15 protein-coding genes are annotated in these 13,202 nt (G+C 70.4%); 9 read left to right on the top strand and 6 right to left on the bottom strand.

Annotated elements, in window-relative coordinates:
- Positions 1-139: 139 nt before the first annotated feature.
- Both QFZ76_RS25675 and QFZ76_RS25670 read right to left on the bottom strand, forming a co-directional pair.
- Complete coding sequence (locus tag QFZ76_RS25675; protein ID WP_307675947.1) at positions 140-439, bottom strand: hypothetical protein; 300 nt, start codon at positions 437-439, stop codon at positions 140-142.
- Entirely contained in the window at positions 439-690 is a 252-nt protein-coding gene (locus tag QFZ76_RS25670; RefSeq protein WP_307675946.1) for a hypothetical protein, read from the bottom strand. Before QFZ76_RS25670 ends, QFZ76_RS25675 begins: the two co-directional genes overlap by 1 nt.
- A gap of 159 nt (positions 691-849) precedes the next feature.
- Between QFZ76_RS25670 and QFZ76_RS25665 the strand changes: the two genes are divergently transcribed.
- Both QFZ76_RS25665 and QFZ76_RS25660 read left to right on the top strand, forming a co-directional pair.
- Positions 850-1,101 (top strand): GntR family transcriptional regulator, encoded by a 252-nt coding sequence (locus tag QFZ76_RS25665; protein WP_307675945.1) that lies wholly within the window; start codon positions 850-852, stop codon positions 1,099-1,101.
- Positions 1,102-1,196: 95 nt separating this feature from the next.
- Complete coding sequence (locus tag QFZ76_RS25660; RefSeq protein ID WP_307675944.1) at positions 1,197-1,553, top strand: SCO4225 family membrane protein; 357 nt, start codon at positions 1,197-1,199, stop codon at positions 1,551-1,553.
- Between the two features lie 60 nt (positions 1,554-1,613).
- Here QFZ76_RS25660 and QFZ76_RS25655 read toward each other — a convergent pair whose 3' ends face one another.
- The 4 genes from QFZ76_RS25655 to QFZ76_RS25640 form a co-directional block, all read right to left on the bottom strand.
- Positions 1,614-2,333: a hypothetical protein gene (locus QFZ76_RS25655; RefSeq protein WP_307675943.1), complete on the bottom strand. Its 720-nt coding sequence runs from the start codon at positions 2,331-2,333 to the stop codon at positions 1,614-1,616.
- A gap of 78 nt (positions 2,334-2,411) precedes the next feature.
- Positions 2,412-2,933: a GtrA family protein gene (locus QFZ76_RS25650; protein WP_307675942.1), complete on the bottom strand. Its 522-nt coding sequence runs from the start codon at positions 2,931-2,933 to the stop codon at positions 2,412-2,414.
- 180 nt (positions 2,934-3,113) lie between these two features.
- The gene (locus QFZ76_RS25645) at positions 3,114-3,284 is read right to left on the bottom strand and encodes a hypothetical protein (protein WP_307675941.1); all 171 of its coding nucleotides are present in this window, start codon (positions 3,282-3,284) and stop codon (positions 3,114-3,116) included.
- A gap of 62 nt (positions 3,285-3,346) precedes the next feature.
- Positions 3,347-3,892 carry a MarR family winged helix-turn-helix transcriptional regulator gene (locus QFZ76_RS25640; protein WP_307675940.1) on the bottom strand — a complete coding sequence of 182 codons (546 nt, stop codon included), beginning with the start codon at positions 3,890-3,892 and terminating at the stop codon, positions 3,347-3,349.
- A 124-nt stretch (positions 3,893-4,016) separates the two neighbouring features.
- Here QFZ76_RS25640 and QFZ76_RS25635 point away from each other — a divergent pair, with 124 nt between their 5' ends.
- The 7 genes from QFZ76_RS25635 (at position 4,017) to QFZ76_RS25605 (ending at position 13,194) form a co-directional block, all read left to right on the top strand.
- A complete protein-coding gene (locus QFZ76_RS25635; RefSeq protein ID WP_307675939.1) occupies positions 4,017-4,400 on the top strand; it encodes an HGxxPAAW family protein in 384 nt (127 codons plus the stop codon).
- Between the two features lie 80 nt (positions 4,401-4,480).
- On the top strand, positions 4,481-5,359 hold the full coding sequence (locus QFZ76_RS25630) for a DUF2797 domain-containing protein (protein ID WP_307675938.1): 879 nt from the start codon (positions 4,481-4,483) through the stop codon (positions 5,357-5,359).
- Positions 5,360-5,508: 149 nt separating this feature from the next.
- Positions 5,509-6,249 carry a response regulator transcription factor gene (locus QFZ76_RS25625; RefSeq protein WP_307675937.1) on the top strand — a complete coding sequence of 247 codons (741 nt, stop codon included), beginning with the start codon at positions 5,509-5,511 and terminating at the stop codon, positions 6,247-6,249.
- Positions 6,246-7,886, top strand: coding sequence for a HAMP domain-containing sensor histidine kinase (locus QFZ76_RS25620; protein WP_307675936.1), 1,641 nt, complete (start codon positions 6,246-6,248; stop codon positions 7,884-7,886). Before QFZ76_RS25625 ends, QFZ76_RS25620 begins: the two co-directional genes overlap by 4 nt.
- Positions 7,887-7,900: 14 nt before the next feature.
- Positions 7,901-9,406: a bifunctional glycosyltransferase family 2/GtrA family protein gene (locus tag QFZ76_RS25615; protein WP_307675935.1), complete on the top strand. Its 1,506-nt coding sequence runs from the start codon at positions 7,901-7,903 to the stop codon at positions 9,404-9,406.
- On the top strand, positions 9,403-11,592 hold the full coding sequence (locus QFZ76_RS25610; protein WP_307675934.1) for a glycosyltransferase family 39 protein: 2,190 nt from the start codon (positions 9,403-9,405) through the stop codon (positions 11,590-11,592). Before QFZ76_RS25615 ends, QFZ76_RS25610 begins: the two co-directional genes overlap by 4 nt.
- A 102-nt stretch (positions 11,593-11,694) precedes the next feature.
- The gene (locus QFZ76_RS25605; protein WP_307675933.1) at positions 11,695-13,194 is read left to right on the top strand and encodes an MFS transporter; all 1,500 of its coding nucleotides are present in this window, start codon (positions 11,695-11,697) and stop codon (positions 13,192-13,194) included.
- Positions 13,195-13,202: the final 8 nt, after the last annotated feature.

Here is a 13,202-nt window from a genome sequence, read left to right as displayed (position 1 = left end):
TCCGTTGGGTTCGTTGGGTTCAACAATGCCGTCAGCCGCCTTCCCGAACCATGGAGTGACCTACCGGACCGAGAGGGCAGTTAGCTACACCCCGGGGGTCTGCTCTTCCCCCGGGGCGGCTGGGGGTTTGGCGTCCGTCTCAGTTCAGGTGGCTCAAGCGTCTTCCTCGGCTTTCCGCTACGCGGAGGGCGTCCCGGAGGGCCTCCGTCAGGCGTTCCGCCAGGTAGCGGAGTTCGCCGGGTGGTGTGTTCGGGAGCAAGTCGTGGGCGTGGGCGAGGAGTTCGGTGCCCATGCCGAGTTGGATCGACTCCATCGCGTCGGCCAGGCGGGAGACCGGGCCGGTGTGGTGGTCATCCGTGAGCAGGTAGCAGGGTTTGCCTTCCGCGCCGGCCCAAGGGAGGAGGCGGGGTTCGCGCGGCGGCTGCGGCTGCGGTTCCATCAGGCGACCTCCAACCCGTGGATCCAGTACGGGCCCTGCTCGTGGGCGGTGAGGTACGGGCGTACGGAGCGGGTCGCGGTGGCGTCGAGGGGGGTGTCGAGGCCGTACGGGCTCCGGGGAGCGGGGAGGGGTGCGGCGGTCGGTCGTACGGGGCGGGCGGCGAGCGTGGGCTGAGGGGGTGCTGGGGGTGAGCTGCGTGGCTTCAGCAGCAGGGCCACCCACGTGGCGAGGCGGTGGATAAGGTCGCTCATGTCATCAGCTCCGTTACCAATAGCTGGTGGCCGTGCCCCGGGGCGGCTCCACCCGTCGCCGGGGCTTCATTCGCGGCAACCCTACTATGGTCTACTGCGGTATGAGCGGTTAACTGTGAATCGCGCGGGGTGCTGCCGTCTGCGCATGGTGGTGCGGTGATGGAATTTGCTCCCGACATCCCGCGCTGGCGCCAGGTGGCCGAGGTGATTCGCCGCCGTATCGAGGACGGCACGTATGCCCCGCGTACGCGTATCCCCTCCGTCGTCGAGATCACGGCAGAGTTCGGCATCGCTGCGGTCACTGCGCAGAAGGTGCACAAGGGGTTGCGGCAGGAAGGTCTCATCTACACCGAGCCGGGACTCGGTTCCTTCGTCGCCGAGCGCCCCGAAACCCCGCCCGCCGAAGGCTGAAAACTGAGTCGCAGAGCTGAGTACGGGTACTCACGACCCGTACGCCCGGTCGATCCACCATGGACGCATACGACGACCAACCGGGGGAGAAACCGATGAACGCTCGCTCTGCACGCTCACGCAGGCTCGTACGCCTGATGTTCGCCAACCCCGCTTCGGCGGTCTACCTCGGGCTGGTCGCGGCCTCCATGGTGGTCGCCGCGGTCGAGCCGTTGTTCGGGGAGAACCCGGACACCTCGATGATCTGGGTGTGGCCCGCGTTGTTCACCTTCCCCGTGTTCGGGGTCGTCGCGGGCCTCGGGGAGGCTGTGTTCGGGGTCGAGGCCCCTGCGTGGTTCTTCGTCGGCGGGATCGTCGTCTCCGCGTTGGCCCAGTCGCTCGCCTTCGGGGCGGTCCTGGACTCCCTGCGCGGACGGCAGCGGCGACGGGTTCCGCGTCCGCACGGCGGCTGAGACGGTTCGGCGCGGGGAGATCGATCCCGCCGACGTGATGCGCTCTATCTGTAGTACCGACTATCCGTAGTACGGCCCCGCCGCGCTCCACGTCGAGTGGCCGAAGACGTTGTCGTCCGCGATCGTGATCTTGACGTTGGTGACCTTGAGTCCGTACTGGGTCGGGGTCATGCCCTCGGGGCAGTCGACGGTCTCGGCCGGGAAGTTCATGTAGAAGTGCGGGCCGACGTCGCGGGTGGGGTACTGGCGGTGTTCGTAGAGGACCCAGTTGGCCTCGGCGTAGTAATAGGTCCGCAGCAACTCCTGCTGCTGGGTGCGGACCACGAAGCTGGTGCCGTGGTCGAACGTGCCGTCGGGGCGCAGGCAGCCGAAGGTGCGGGCGGTGTCGGCGTACGCCTTGAACCAGTAGTCGGTGCTGCCGAGATCCGCGAGGTAGCCCGGCTGGTTGCGGACGTTGTGGAGGGTGACACCCAGCTTGAAGCCGCCGCAGCCGGGCGTCGCGTCGTAGTCGTGGTAGGTGTTCAGGCACTTGCGGTCGCCGAAGTAGGCGGTGGGGTCGGGGTTGTAGGGCTGCGGGACGACCGTGTCGTAGAACTTCACCGTGGCCGAGACGCCGCCGGCGGTGGGTGCCGGGATGTCGGTCGTGGTGGTGGCCTGGGCGGTGCCGGGGCCGGACAGGGCGAGGCCGGTTGCGGCGAGCAGCGCGATGGTCAGTCGCGAGAGTGCTCTTCGCTTGGTCCGTACGTTCCTCGTACTGCGTGCGTTCCGCGTATTCCGCATGTGAAGGAATCCCCCTCGTGCACATGGTGCACTCTCGCGTGAACAGTGGCATGGGCACGCTATCTGGCCAATGATCCGTCATCCGGCAAAAGCCTCAGCCCTCACAAACGGAGGATTCCAGTCGCTCGTGGCTCGCTTCGGTGCCGTTGTCCGGTCCGTGCGACTCCCGCCGCCCGCGAAGACGAACAGGCGCAGGACCAGGAAGCGGCCGATGCCGGCCAGGCCGGACGCTGAGAGGTAGACCGCCTGCTGCCAGAGCATGCTCGGCGAGGACTGCATCGCGTGCAGGAGCAGCACCGCGGCACTGGTCACGACGTACGCGGCGGTCGCCGAGCCGGCCGACTGCAGGTGCTGGCGCCAGCCGGGGCGCCGGCCCGTGCCGAAGGTGAACAGGGCGTGCAGCTCGGTGCAGAGGAGGGTGGAGGCGACGGTGATCACCGCGTTGGCCACCGCCCAGGGCATCGTCAGGGCCACCAGGGGAACGGCGAAGCTGGAGAGGACTCCGATGCCGCCGCCGCACACCACGAAGCGGGCGAAGGAGGCGAGGGGTCCCGGCGCCGCCTGCGGCTTCGCGGTGGAGAACGGCGACGGCGACTCCATGACGTTTCCTTCCGGGCGGCGGGCTCGAACTCTCTGGCCTGGCCGATCACTTGGATCGACCGAGGTCAACGATGCCGTCGCGGGCCGCCCGGAACGATGGTGTGCCCTACCGAACCGATGGTGGGGCTGGCTCCACCATGACGGGGTGGCCGCCCGGGGGTTGGGGGCGAGACCGGGTCGTCAGGACAGGAGCGGTACGAAGCCGCCGTGCGCCGTGCCCGAGCCCAACAGGTGGGACCAGTCGAGCACTTCGGGCAGCTGGTCGAGGGACAGGACGACCGCGCCGCCCCCAACCCCGGGCGGCCACCCCGTCATGGTGAGTTTCGGGACGATGCCCCAGCCGTCGCACACGGGTATCGCACCGTCCGGCGCGATCAGGGCCGGCAGGAGGTCGCATTTTGGCAGGCGGGCTGTCAGGGGCGAGGGCCCCGGTCGGCCTCGGCCTCGGTCTCGCCCTTGGCCTTGGCCTCGTCCGAGCCACCCGCGTCCTGCACCCGCATCTCCTCGATGTAGCCGTGCGCAAGCGTGGTCGTGCGGGTGAACCAGTCGGTGAGTACGGCGATCTCGTCGGCGGAGTAGTCGGCGAAAAGGGCGTTGAGACGGGCGTAGTAGGGCTCGTAGAGGGCGTGGACGCGGGCGACCGCGGAGGGGACGGCGGCGACGCGGACGCGGCGGCGGTCGGTCGGGTCGGGGACGCGGGTGACGAAGCCGGCGCGGACCAGGCGGTTGAGGATGCCGGTCACGGCGCCCGTGGTGACGTGGGCGTGCTCGGCGAGGTCGCCGGCCGTGAGCAGGTCCTCGCCGGCCTTGAGGACGCAGGCGAAACAGAGGAGGTCGGTGACGTTCAGGCCCAGCCGCTGGGCCATCTCCTGCTGGCCGAGCAGGTGGGCGGCGACGAGGGAGTCCATCGCCGACAGCGCCTGGGCCGGAGTGGCGGCGGGGCGCGGCTTGGCTTGCATCCGGGTACTTCCTGATTCCCTTAGTGCGTGAGAGGTTTATGTAGTAAATTTCTTAGAGCGTGAGAGACCTCGTGGTTCTTGGCATCTCGGCATCTCGGCATCTTGGCTCTGGGGAGGCGGGTACGTGAGCGCACATCAGTATGACGAGGGGCACACAGTCGCAGGGTGGGCCGGCTTCGGCATCGCGACCGTCGGGACCACGGTCCTGGGGGTGGGCGTGTGCCTGGTGTCGGTCCCGCTCCTGGCCGGCGGACTCGCGATCGTGATGGCGAGCCTCCTCGTCACCTGGGCCCTGCACCTCACCGGTTGGGGCAAGCCGCCGGGGCGGCGGCCCAGGGCGGAGTGGGGGATGCGGGTGCGGGACCTGTCGGCGCGTGGCGGGCATCCCGGGTGTGTCGGGTGCCGGATGGCGGGGCGTGGGCGCGGGGTGCGGCGTACGGCCGTCGAGGATGTGCCGGTTCCTGTGGTCGGGGAGCCCGCGCCGGCCACTGCCGGCCCCGGCGGCTGAGCCGCTCGTCACCGTGATCGCTCTCCACCGTGACCGCTCGTCACCGTGATTGTCAGTGCCGCCCTCTACTCTCGACAGAGATGGCACAGGCATGGAAGTGCGCGGGGCTGCGCTGGTCGGCGGGCGGTCCCGTGCTGGTGTGGGACGGGGGTCGGCGCAGCGCGCTGACCTGGGGGAAGCGGGTGGCCTTCGGGGTCGCGGAGGGGGGCGTGCGGACATGTGTGGGAGCGCGGGGGCATGCGTGTCCGGTGCGGGCGGCCGTGCCGGGGCGGAGTACGGGGGCGCGGTGCGAGGAGTGTGCGCGGCTGGACCGGGCGCACTCCGTGGCCGCCGACACCATCGCGGACGATCCGCGGCCGTACCGCGTCTACCTGGCGTGGTTCGGGCCCGGCATGCTCAAGGTCGGGATCACCGCCGAAGAGCGGGGCTCGGCGCGGCTGCTTGAGCAGGGTGCCGTCTGCTTCAGCTGGCTGGGCGTCGGGCCGCTCATGGCCGCGCGCCGCACCGAGGAACTGCTGCGTGCCGCGCTCGGGGTGCCCGACCGGATTCCGTACGCCGACAAGCGCGCCGTACGGGCCGTGTTGCCGGGGACGGAGGCCGAGCGGGCCGCCGAGATCACGGAGTTGCACGCGCGGGCCGTGGCGCTCGGCGGGTGGCCGGAGTCGCTCATCCCGGCGCCCCTCCAACCGGTCGATCACGTTCGGGTGTTCGGGCTCGCGGAACTGCCGGCCGCCGTCGGGGCGGTGGGCGAGCTCGTCGCGGGTGGTGCGGTCAGCGGGCGGTTGGTTGCGGCTGCCGGTCCCGACCTGCATCTGGTGACCGGGGGCGGGGACACGGTCGTACTCGACACGCGGTTGATGACGGGGTGGGAGCTGGTGCCCGCCGAGAGCGAGGACGTCACCGTTCCGGTGCGGCAGTTCAAGGCAGCGCCACCGGGCGTGCAGTCCGGGCTGTTCTGATGGGTCGATGCGTCGGTGGGTCAGTGGGTAGGTGCGTCGGTGGGTCGGTGCGTCGCCCAGGGATTCCCTGAGAGCCTCCTGTGCGTTTCTCAGGAAAATCACAGGTTCCCGAAAGCGTGCTCTCAGAGGCCCCCGACATCGTTTCCAGCATGACCACGACCTCGCCCCAGGGGCGCACCGAACTGCTGAGGCCGGACGGGAGCCCCGTCCGAGTGCTTGTGGTGGACGACGAGTTGTCGATCACCGAGCTGCTGTCCATGGCCCTTCGCTACGAGGGATGGCAGATCCGGAGTGCCGGTGACGGCACGGGCGCGATCCAGACCGCCCGTGAGTTCCGGCCCGACGCCGTCGTCCTGGACATGATGCTTCCCGACATGGACGGGCTGACCGTGCTGGGGCGGCTGCGGCGTGAGCTGCCCGAGGTGCCGGTTCTCTTCCTGACCGCGAAGGACGCGGTCGAGGACCGTATCGCCGGGCTCACCGCCGGTGGCGACGACTACGTCACCAAGCCGTTCAGCCTCGAAGAGGTCGTGGCGCGGCTGCGGGGCCTCATCCGGCGGTCCGGTGCGGCCGACCGGCGGTCCGAATCCGTGCTGGTCGTCGGTGACCTCACCCTCGACGAGGACAGCCACGAGGTGTCGCGGGCCGGGGAGGGCATCCACCTCACCGCGACCGAGTTCGAGCTGCTGCGCTTCCTCATGCGCAACCCGCGCCGGGTACTGAGCAAGGCGCAGATCCTGGACCGGGTGTGGTCGTACGACTTCGGCGGCCAGGCCAATGTGGTCGAGCTGTACATCTCGTACCTGCGGCGGAAGATCGACGCGGGTCGCGAACCGATGATCCACACCCGGCGTGGCGCCGGCTACCTGATCAAGCCCGCGGCGTCATGAGCGGGCGACGACGGACGCGTACGCAGAGGAAGCTGAGGCTAGGACGACAGCCGCGCACGCTGCGTACGCGGCTCGTCGTCTCCGCGGTGGCGTTGATCGCGGTGGTGTGCGCCGTCATCGGGACGGTGACGACGATCGCGATGCAGTCGCGCCTGTACCAGCAGTTGGACGGCTCGCTCAGCGAGGTGGTGGGACGCGCGGCGGGCGCCGGCCCCCAGTCCCTCCCCGGCGCACAGCAGCCCAAGCCCGACGACGACCTGGACAAGAAGGTTCCCAAGGTTCCCAACCTCTCGGACTTCGTCACCAGGGGTCCGCAGCAGGTGATCGGCACGGTCGCGGCGAAGGTCGTGAGCGGTGAGATCACCGAGGGCTGGGTCAGCAAGGCATCCAAGGACGACAAGGGGGTCACGGACGCCACACCGTACAAGCTGAGCGAGACGCAGAAGACCGAGCTGAACGCCGTCTCCAGGGACGGCAAAGCCCACACCGTGACCCTCACGGGGCTGGGCGAGTACCGCGTGGAGTACCGCAAGGGCGACAACGGCGCGTACTACGTGGCGCTGCCGACCACCGACGTCACCGACACCATCAACACCCTCATCCTCGTCGAGGTCAGCGTCACCGCCGCCGGCCTGGTAGCCGCCGCCATCGCCGGCTACGTCCTCGTCGGTGTCGCCACCCGCCCGCTCCGCAAGGTCGCCGCCACCGCCACCCGGGTCTCCGAACTCCCGCTCCACACCGGCGAGGTGAACCTCAGTGAGCGGGTGCCCGAGTCGGAGACCGACCCGCACACCGAGGTCGGGCAGGTCGGCGCGGCGCTGAACCGGATGCTGAACCACGTCCACGGGGCCCTGCACGCGCGGCAGCAGAGCGAGATGCGGGTACGGCAGTTCGTGGCGGACGCCAGCCATGAGCTCAGGACACCCCTGGCCTCCATCCGGGGGTACGCCGAGCTCACCAGACGCGGCAGGGAAGAGGTCGGGCCGGACACCCGGCACGCCCTCGGTCGGATCGAGTCCGAGGCCGGCCGGATGACCTTCCTCGTCGAGGACCTGCTGCTGCTCGCGCGCCTCGACGCCGGGCGGCCGCTCCAGTTCGAGCACACGGACCTCGTACCGCTCGTCGTGGACACCATCAGCGACGCCCGCGCGGCGGGGCCGGACCACACCTGGCGGCTCGACCTGCCCGACGAGCCGGCGCTCGTGTCGGCGGACGCGGCGCGCTTGCAGCAGGTGCTCGTCAATCTGCTGGCCAACGCCAGCAAGCACACCCCAGCCGGTACGACCGTCACCGCGCGCGTGCAGCGGCGCGGGCCGTGGCTGTGCGTGGACGTGGAGGACGACGGGCAGGGCATCCCGGCCGAGCTGCTGCCGCGGGTCTTCGAACGGTTCGCGCGCGGCGACTCCTCGCGCTCCCGTGCCTCCGGTTCCACCGGACTGGGCCTGGCGATCGTGCAGGCCGTCGCGGCCGCGCACGACGGCGCGGTGACCGTGGACAGCGTTCCCGGGCGCACGGTCTTCACCGTGCACCTGCCCGCGCTGGGCCCCGTGACCCCCCGTCCGGCTCCCGAGACGAACTGGCAATCGCACTCACAGGCACAGCACAGCGCTGCCATATGGGTACAACAGGGGGCCTGACCAGAGTCGTTGTCATGCGAACCGACTCTTCTCCCGGCACCCTGCCGGCGCGGGAGCACCTCCCGGCCACAGATGCCGGTACGCCTGTCCTGGACGTAGTGATCCCCGTCTACAACGAGGAGAAGGACCTCCAGCCGTGTGTGCTGAGACTGCACGAACACCTCAAGCGCACGTTCCCGTACGCGTTCCGCATCACCATCGCGGACAACGCGTCGACGGACACCACCCCGCAGGTGTCCGCGCGGCTGGCGGCGGAGATCCCTCAGGTGCGGGCCTGCCGGCTGGAACAGAAGGGCCGCGGCCGGGCCCTGCGGACCGTCTGGTCCTCCTCGGACGCCCCGGTCCTCGCCTATATGGACGTGGACCTGTCCACCGACCTCAACGCGCTGCTGCCGCTGGTGGCACCGCTGATCTCCGGCCACTCGGACCTCGCGATCGGCTCCCGGCTGGCCCGTAGCTCGCGGGTCGTGCGCGGTGCCAGGCGGGAGTTCATCAGCCGCTCCTACAACCTCATCCTGCGCGGCTCCCTCCAGGCCCGCTTCTCCGACGCGCAGTGCGGCTTCAAGGCGATCCGCCGCGATGTCGCCCAGGTGCTGCTGCCCCTGGTGGAGGACAGCGGCTGGTTCTTCGACACCGAGATGCTGGTGATCGCCGAGCGGGCCGGGCTGCGGATCCACGAGGTGCCCGTCGACTGGGTCGACGACCCGGACTCGACGGTCCACATCGTGAAGACGGCGACGGACGACCTCAAGGGGGTGTGGCGCGTGGGCAAGGCCCTGGCCACCGGTTCGCTGCCGCTGGACCGGATCACCCGGCCGTTCGGCGACGATCCGCGCGACCGCGACATCAAGGACGTCCCGAAGGGCCTGGCCCGCCAGCTGGTCGGCTTCTGTGTCGTCGGCGGTCTCTCGACCCTCTTCTACCTGCTGCTCTACAGCGGCTTCCGCCAGCTCTCCGGTTCGCAGACCGCCAACGCGCTCGCGCTGCTGGTCTCGGCGGTCGCCAACACGGCGGCCAACCGGCGCCTGACCTTCGGGGTGCGGGGCAGCGCCGGCGCCGTCCGGCACCAGGCGCAGGGCCTGGTCGTCTTCGGCATCGGCCTCGCCCTGACCAGCGGCTCCCTCGCCGCCCTGGACGCGGCGTCCTCCGACCCCGCGCACTCCACCGAACTCGCGGTCCTCATCGCCGCCAACCTGGCCGCGACGGTCCTGCGCTTCCTGCTCTTCAGGGCGTGGGTGTTCCCGGACAAGCGCGAGTCGACGGTCGTGGCCTCGCACACGCCGTCCTCGCCCACCTGCTTCACGGCACCCGAAACCCACCGGCAGCCGCACCCGCCGCTGCCCCAGCGCCCGTCGGCCCAGGCGCCGGCGCACGCGCCCCAGTACGCCACGGCGCCGCAATCGCCGTACGACAGCACCCAGTTCCGCGCCGGTGAAGCCGCGGACCGCACCAGGGGGGACGCGGCCATGCATCTGCAGCCGGTGCGCCCGACCGACACCGACCCGAGGGACACCCGATGACCACCCACACCGACCATCCGACCCAGGAGGGCCCCGCCGCCTGGGGCCCGCCAACGGCCGGTACCGATACGGCCGTTCAGCAGCCGGTCGCTCCCCCGGCTCCGCCGGCTCCGCCGGCCCCCGAGTCCGGTGAGCCCAGGCAGCCCTTCGTCCGCAGACTGTGGCGGGGCCGGCCCGAGGACCCGCGCTGGGCGCGCCCTTCATTCCTGGGCCTGCTGCTCGCGACCGCCGTCCTCTACCTCTACAACCTGAGCGCCTCCGGCTACTCCAACTCCTTCTACTCGGCGGCCGTCCAGGCGGGCAGCAAGTCCTGGAAGGCGATGTTCTTCGGCTCGCTGGACGCGAGCAACGCCATCACCGTCGACAAGCCCTCGGCCTTCCTGTGGCCGATGGAGATCGCGGCCCGGATCTTCGGCCTGAACTCCTGGACGATCCTCACGCCCGAGGTCCTCATGGGCGTCGGCACCGTCGCGGTCGTCTACGCCTCCGTGCGCCGCCGGTTCGGCCCCGGGGCCGGTCTGATCGCGGGCGCCGTGCTCGCGCTCACTCCGGTCGCGGCGCTGATGTTCCGGTTCAACAACCCGGACGCGATGCTGGCGCTGCTGATGGCGCTGGCCTGCTACTTCGTGGTCCGGGCCCTGGAGGACGGCCGTACGAAATGGCTGGTGTGGGCCGGTGTCGCGATCGGTTTCGCGTTCCTCGCCAAGACCCTGCAGGCCTTCGTGATCCTGCCGTCGCTGGCGATCGTGTACGCGGTCTGCGCGCCGGTGAACCTGAAGAAGCGCTTCGGTCAACTGGCCCTCGCGACGGGCGCGATGGTCGTGGCCGGCGGCTGGTGGGTGGCGATCGTCGAGCTGTGGCCGGCCTCGTCCCGCCCCTACATCGGCGGCTCGCAGAACAACAGCTTCCTGGAGCTGACCTTCGGCTACAACGGCCTCGGCCGCATCAACGGCGAGGAGACCGGCAGCGTCGGCGGCGGCGGTGGCGCGGGCGGCACCGGACAGTGGGGCGAGACCGGCTGGGACCGGATGTTCAACTCCGAGATCGGCGCCCAGATCTCCTGGCTGCTGCCCGCCGCGCTGATCCTGCTGGTCGCCGGCCTGGTGGCCACCTGCAAGCTCGACCGGACGTCGGTGACCCGGAGTTCGTTCCTGGTGTGGGGCGGCTCGCTGCTGATCACCATGGTGGTCTTCAGCTACATGGCGGGCATCTTCCACCAGTACTACACGATCGCCCTCGCCCCCTACATCGCGGCCGTCGTCGGCATGGGTTCGGCGACCCTGTGGGAGAAGCGGTCCGAGATGTGGGCGTCCCTCACGCTCGCGGCCGCGGCCGTGGCCGGCGCCGCCTGGGGTTACGTCCTGCTCAACCGCACCCCGGACTACCTGCCCTGGCTGAAGTGGCTGGTGCTGACCGGCGGCCTGGTCGCCGCGCTCGGCCTGGTCTTCGTGGCCAGGCTCGGCCGGCAGCTCGCGCTCGCCGCGGCGGGCCTGGGCATCGTGGCCGCGCTGGCCGGCCCGGCGGCGTACACGCTGAGCACGGTGAACTCCGCGCACACCGGCTCCATCCCGACGGCCGGCCCGGCGGGCGCCAGCATGATGGGCGGCCGGGGCGGCGGTCCCGGCGGTGGCGGCGGCTTCCCGGGCGGCGGCCAGAACCAGCAGAACGGCAACGGGAACACGCAGGGCGGCACGCCCGGCGGCGGCACCGGTACCTTCCCCGGCGGGGGCACGCCCGGCCAGAACCAGCAGGGCAACGGCGCCCCCGGCGGCGGTCGGACCGGCGACGGCGGCCGCACGGGCGGCGGCGGAGGCATGGGCGGTCTGCTCAACGGCGCCACCGTCACCGACGAGGCCAAGAAGCTGCTGGAGACCGACGCCGACCAGTACACCTGGGCCGCGGCGGCCATCGGCGCCCAGAACGCCGGGAGCTACCAGCTCTCCACCGGCGACCCGGTGATGGCGATCGGCGGCTTCAACGGCACCGACCCGTCGCCGACGCTGGCCCAGTTCAAGCAGTACGTGGCGGACGGCAAGATCCACTACTTCGTCTCGTCGGGCACCGGCGGCGGCATGGGCGGCAGCAGCGACGGCACGTCCTCGCAGATCACCACCTGGGTCGAGGCGACCTTCAAGAAGGTGACGGTCGGCTCGGCCACGTTCTACGACCTGACGCAGAAGGCGTAAGGGACAGGATCGACAAAAGGCGAGGAGGGCGGTGGCTCCGGCCACCGCCCTTCCTCGTATCTCTGTTGTACGCCGTATAGGAACTGTTCTACGGTGTACAGCATGACGACGTCCCCCCAGGAACAGACCCCTGCGCAGACGCAACAGACAGGCGGCCACCCCCAGCGCTGGCTGATCCTCGGTGTCATCTGCCTCGCACAGCTCACCGTGCTGCTCGACAACACCGTCCTGAACGTCGCGATCCCCTCGCTCACCCGGGAGTTGGGCGCGGCCACCTCCGACATCCAGTGGATGATCAACGCGTACTCACTGGTGCAGTCCGGCCTGCTGCTCACCGCGGGCAGCGCCGCCGACCGCTACGGCCGCAAGAAGATGCTGGTGGCGGGGCTGGTCCTGTTCGGCGTGGGGTCCCTGGTGGCCGGACTGGCGGACTCCACCGCCCAGTTGATCGCGGCACGGGCCGGCATGGGCGTCGGCGGCGCGCTGCTGATGACCACCACACTCGCCGTGGCGATGCAGATCTTCGCGCCCGAGGAGCAGCCGAGGGCGATCGGCATCTGGGCCGCGGTGAACTCGCTGGGTTTCGCGACCGGACCGCTCATCGGCGGCTTCATGCTGAACCACTTCTGGTGGGGAGCGATCTTCCTGATCAACCTGCCGGTCGCGGCGCTGGGCCTGGTGGCGGTCGTGGCACTCGTCCCCGAGTCCAAAAACCCGCAGGGCGACCGGCCCGACCTGCTGGGCGCCCTGCTGTCGACCATCGGCATGGCCTCGCTGGTGTTCGCGATCATCTCCGGGCCGGAGCACGGCTGGACCTCCGGCCGGGTGCTGGTGACGGCGACCGTGGCGGTCGTGGTGCTGGCCGCCTTCGGGTACTGGGAGAGCCGGATCCCCTACCCCATGCTCGACATGCACTTCTTCAGGAACCGGCGCTTCACGGGAGCGGTCGCCGGCGCGGTACTGATCACCTTCGGCATGGGCGGGTCGCTCTTCCTGCTCACCCAGCACATGCAGTTCGTCCTCGGGTACGGCCCCCTGGAGGCGGGGCTGCGTACGGCACCGCTCGCCCTGGTGATCGTGGCGCTGAACTTCACCGGTGTGTCGGCGAAGTGGTCGACCAGGCTGGGCACTCCCGTGTCGATCGGGCTGGGCATGACGGTGATGTCGGCGGGCCTCGTCTCGATCGCCACGGTCTCCTCCGGGGGTTATGGCGGGACGCTGCTCGGGTTGCTGCTCATCGGTGCGGGGGCCGCGATCGCCAGCCCTGCGATGGCACACGCGATCATGAGTGCGATACCGCCGGAGAAGGCCGGGGTCGGGGCGGGGATCAACGGCACGGTGGCGGAGTTCGGGCAGGGGCTGGGGGTTGCGGTGCTCGGGGCTGTGCTGAACTCCAGGTTCGCCGCGTTGATTCCGGTGGCCGCTTCCTCGTTGCCGGCCGCGCTTGCCTCGGCGGGGTCGACCGAGGAGAAGGCTCGGATCACGGATGCGTTCGCCTCCGGGCTGGAGAGCAGTCAGTTGGTCGGTGCGGTCGCTGTGTTGCTTGGAGGGGTGGTCGCGGCCGCGTTGTTGCGGCGGGCCGAGCGGGCAGACTCCGCCTAGGAGCTCGG

The sequence above is a fragment of the Streptomyces sp. V4I2 genome, assembly GCF_030817655.1.
GTDB classification, from domain to species: domain Bacteria; phylum Actinomycetota; class Actinomycetes; order Streptomycetales; family Streptomycetaceae; genus Streptomyces; species Streptomyces plumbiresistens.
The sequence above is the reverse complement of the archived record's forward strand: the minus strand, read 5'-3'. Positions and strand labels throughout refer to the sequence as shown.

What these genes read in the sequence shown, in the direction of transcription:
- QFZ76_RS25675 (WP_307675947.1), bottom strand. Translation starts at nt 439, where the DNA reads ATGGAACCGCAGCCGCAGCCGCCGCGCGAACCCCGCCTCCTCCCTTGG.
- QFZ76_RS25670 (WP_307675946.1), bottom strand. Translation starts at nt 690, where the DNA reads ATGAGCGACCTTATCCACCGCCTCGCCACGTGGGTGGCCCTGCTGCTG.
- QFZ76_RS25665 (WP_307675945.1), top strand. Translation starts at nt 850, where the DNA reads ATGGAATTTGCTCCCGACATCCCGCGCTGGCGCCAGGTGGCCGAGGTG.
- QFZ76_RS25660 (WP_307675944.1), top strand. Translation starts at nt 1,197, where the DNA reads ATGAACGCTCGCTCTGCACGCTCACGCAGGCTCGTACGCCTGATGTTC.
- QFZ76_RS25655 (WP_307675943.1), bottom strand. Translation starts at nt 2,333, where the DNA reads ATGCGGAATACGCGGAACGCACGCAGTACGAGGAACGTACGGACCAAG.
- QFZ76_RS25650 (WP_307675942.1), bottom strand. Translation starts at nt 2,933, where the DNA reads ATGGAGTCGCCGTCGCCGTTCTCCACCGCGAAGCCGCAGGCGGCGCCG.
- QFZ76_RS25640 (WP_307675940.1), bottom strand. Translation starts at nt 3,892, where the DNA reads ATGCAAGCCAAGCCGCGCCCCGCCGCCACTCCGGCCCAGGCGCTGTCG.
- QFZ76_RS25630 (WP_307675938.1), top strand. Translation starts at nt 4,481, where the DNA reads ATGGCACAGGCATGGAAGTGCGCGGGGCTGCGCTGGTCGGCGGGCGGT.
- QFZ76_RS25625 (WP_307675937.1), top strand. Translation starts at nt 5,509, where the DNA reads ATGACCACGACCTCGCCCCAGGGGCGCACCGAACTGCTGAGGCCGGAC.
- QFZ76_RS25620 (WP_307675936.1), top strand. Translation starts at nt 6,246, where the DNA reads ATGAGCGGGCGACGACGGACGCGTACGCAGAGGAAGCTGAGGCTAGGA.
- QFZ76_RS25615 (WP_307675935.1), top strand. Translation starts at nt 7,901, where the DNA reads ATGCGAACCGACTCTTCTCCCGGCACCCTGCCGGCGCGGGAGCACCTC.
- QFZ76_RS25610 (WP_307675934.1), top strand. Translation starts at nt 9,403, where the DNA reads ATGACCACCCACACCGACCATCCGACCCAGGAGGGCCCCGCCGCCTGG.
- QFZ76_RS25605 (WP_307675933.1), top strand. Translation starts at nt 11,695, where the DNA reads ATGACGACGTCCCCCCAGGAACAGACCCCTGCGCAGACGCAACAGACA.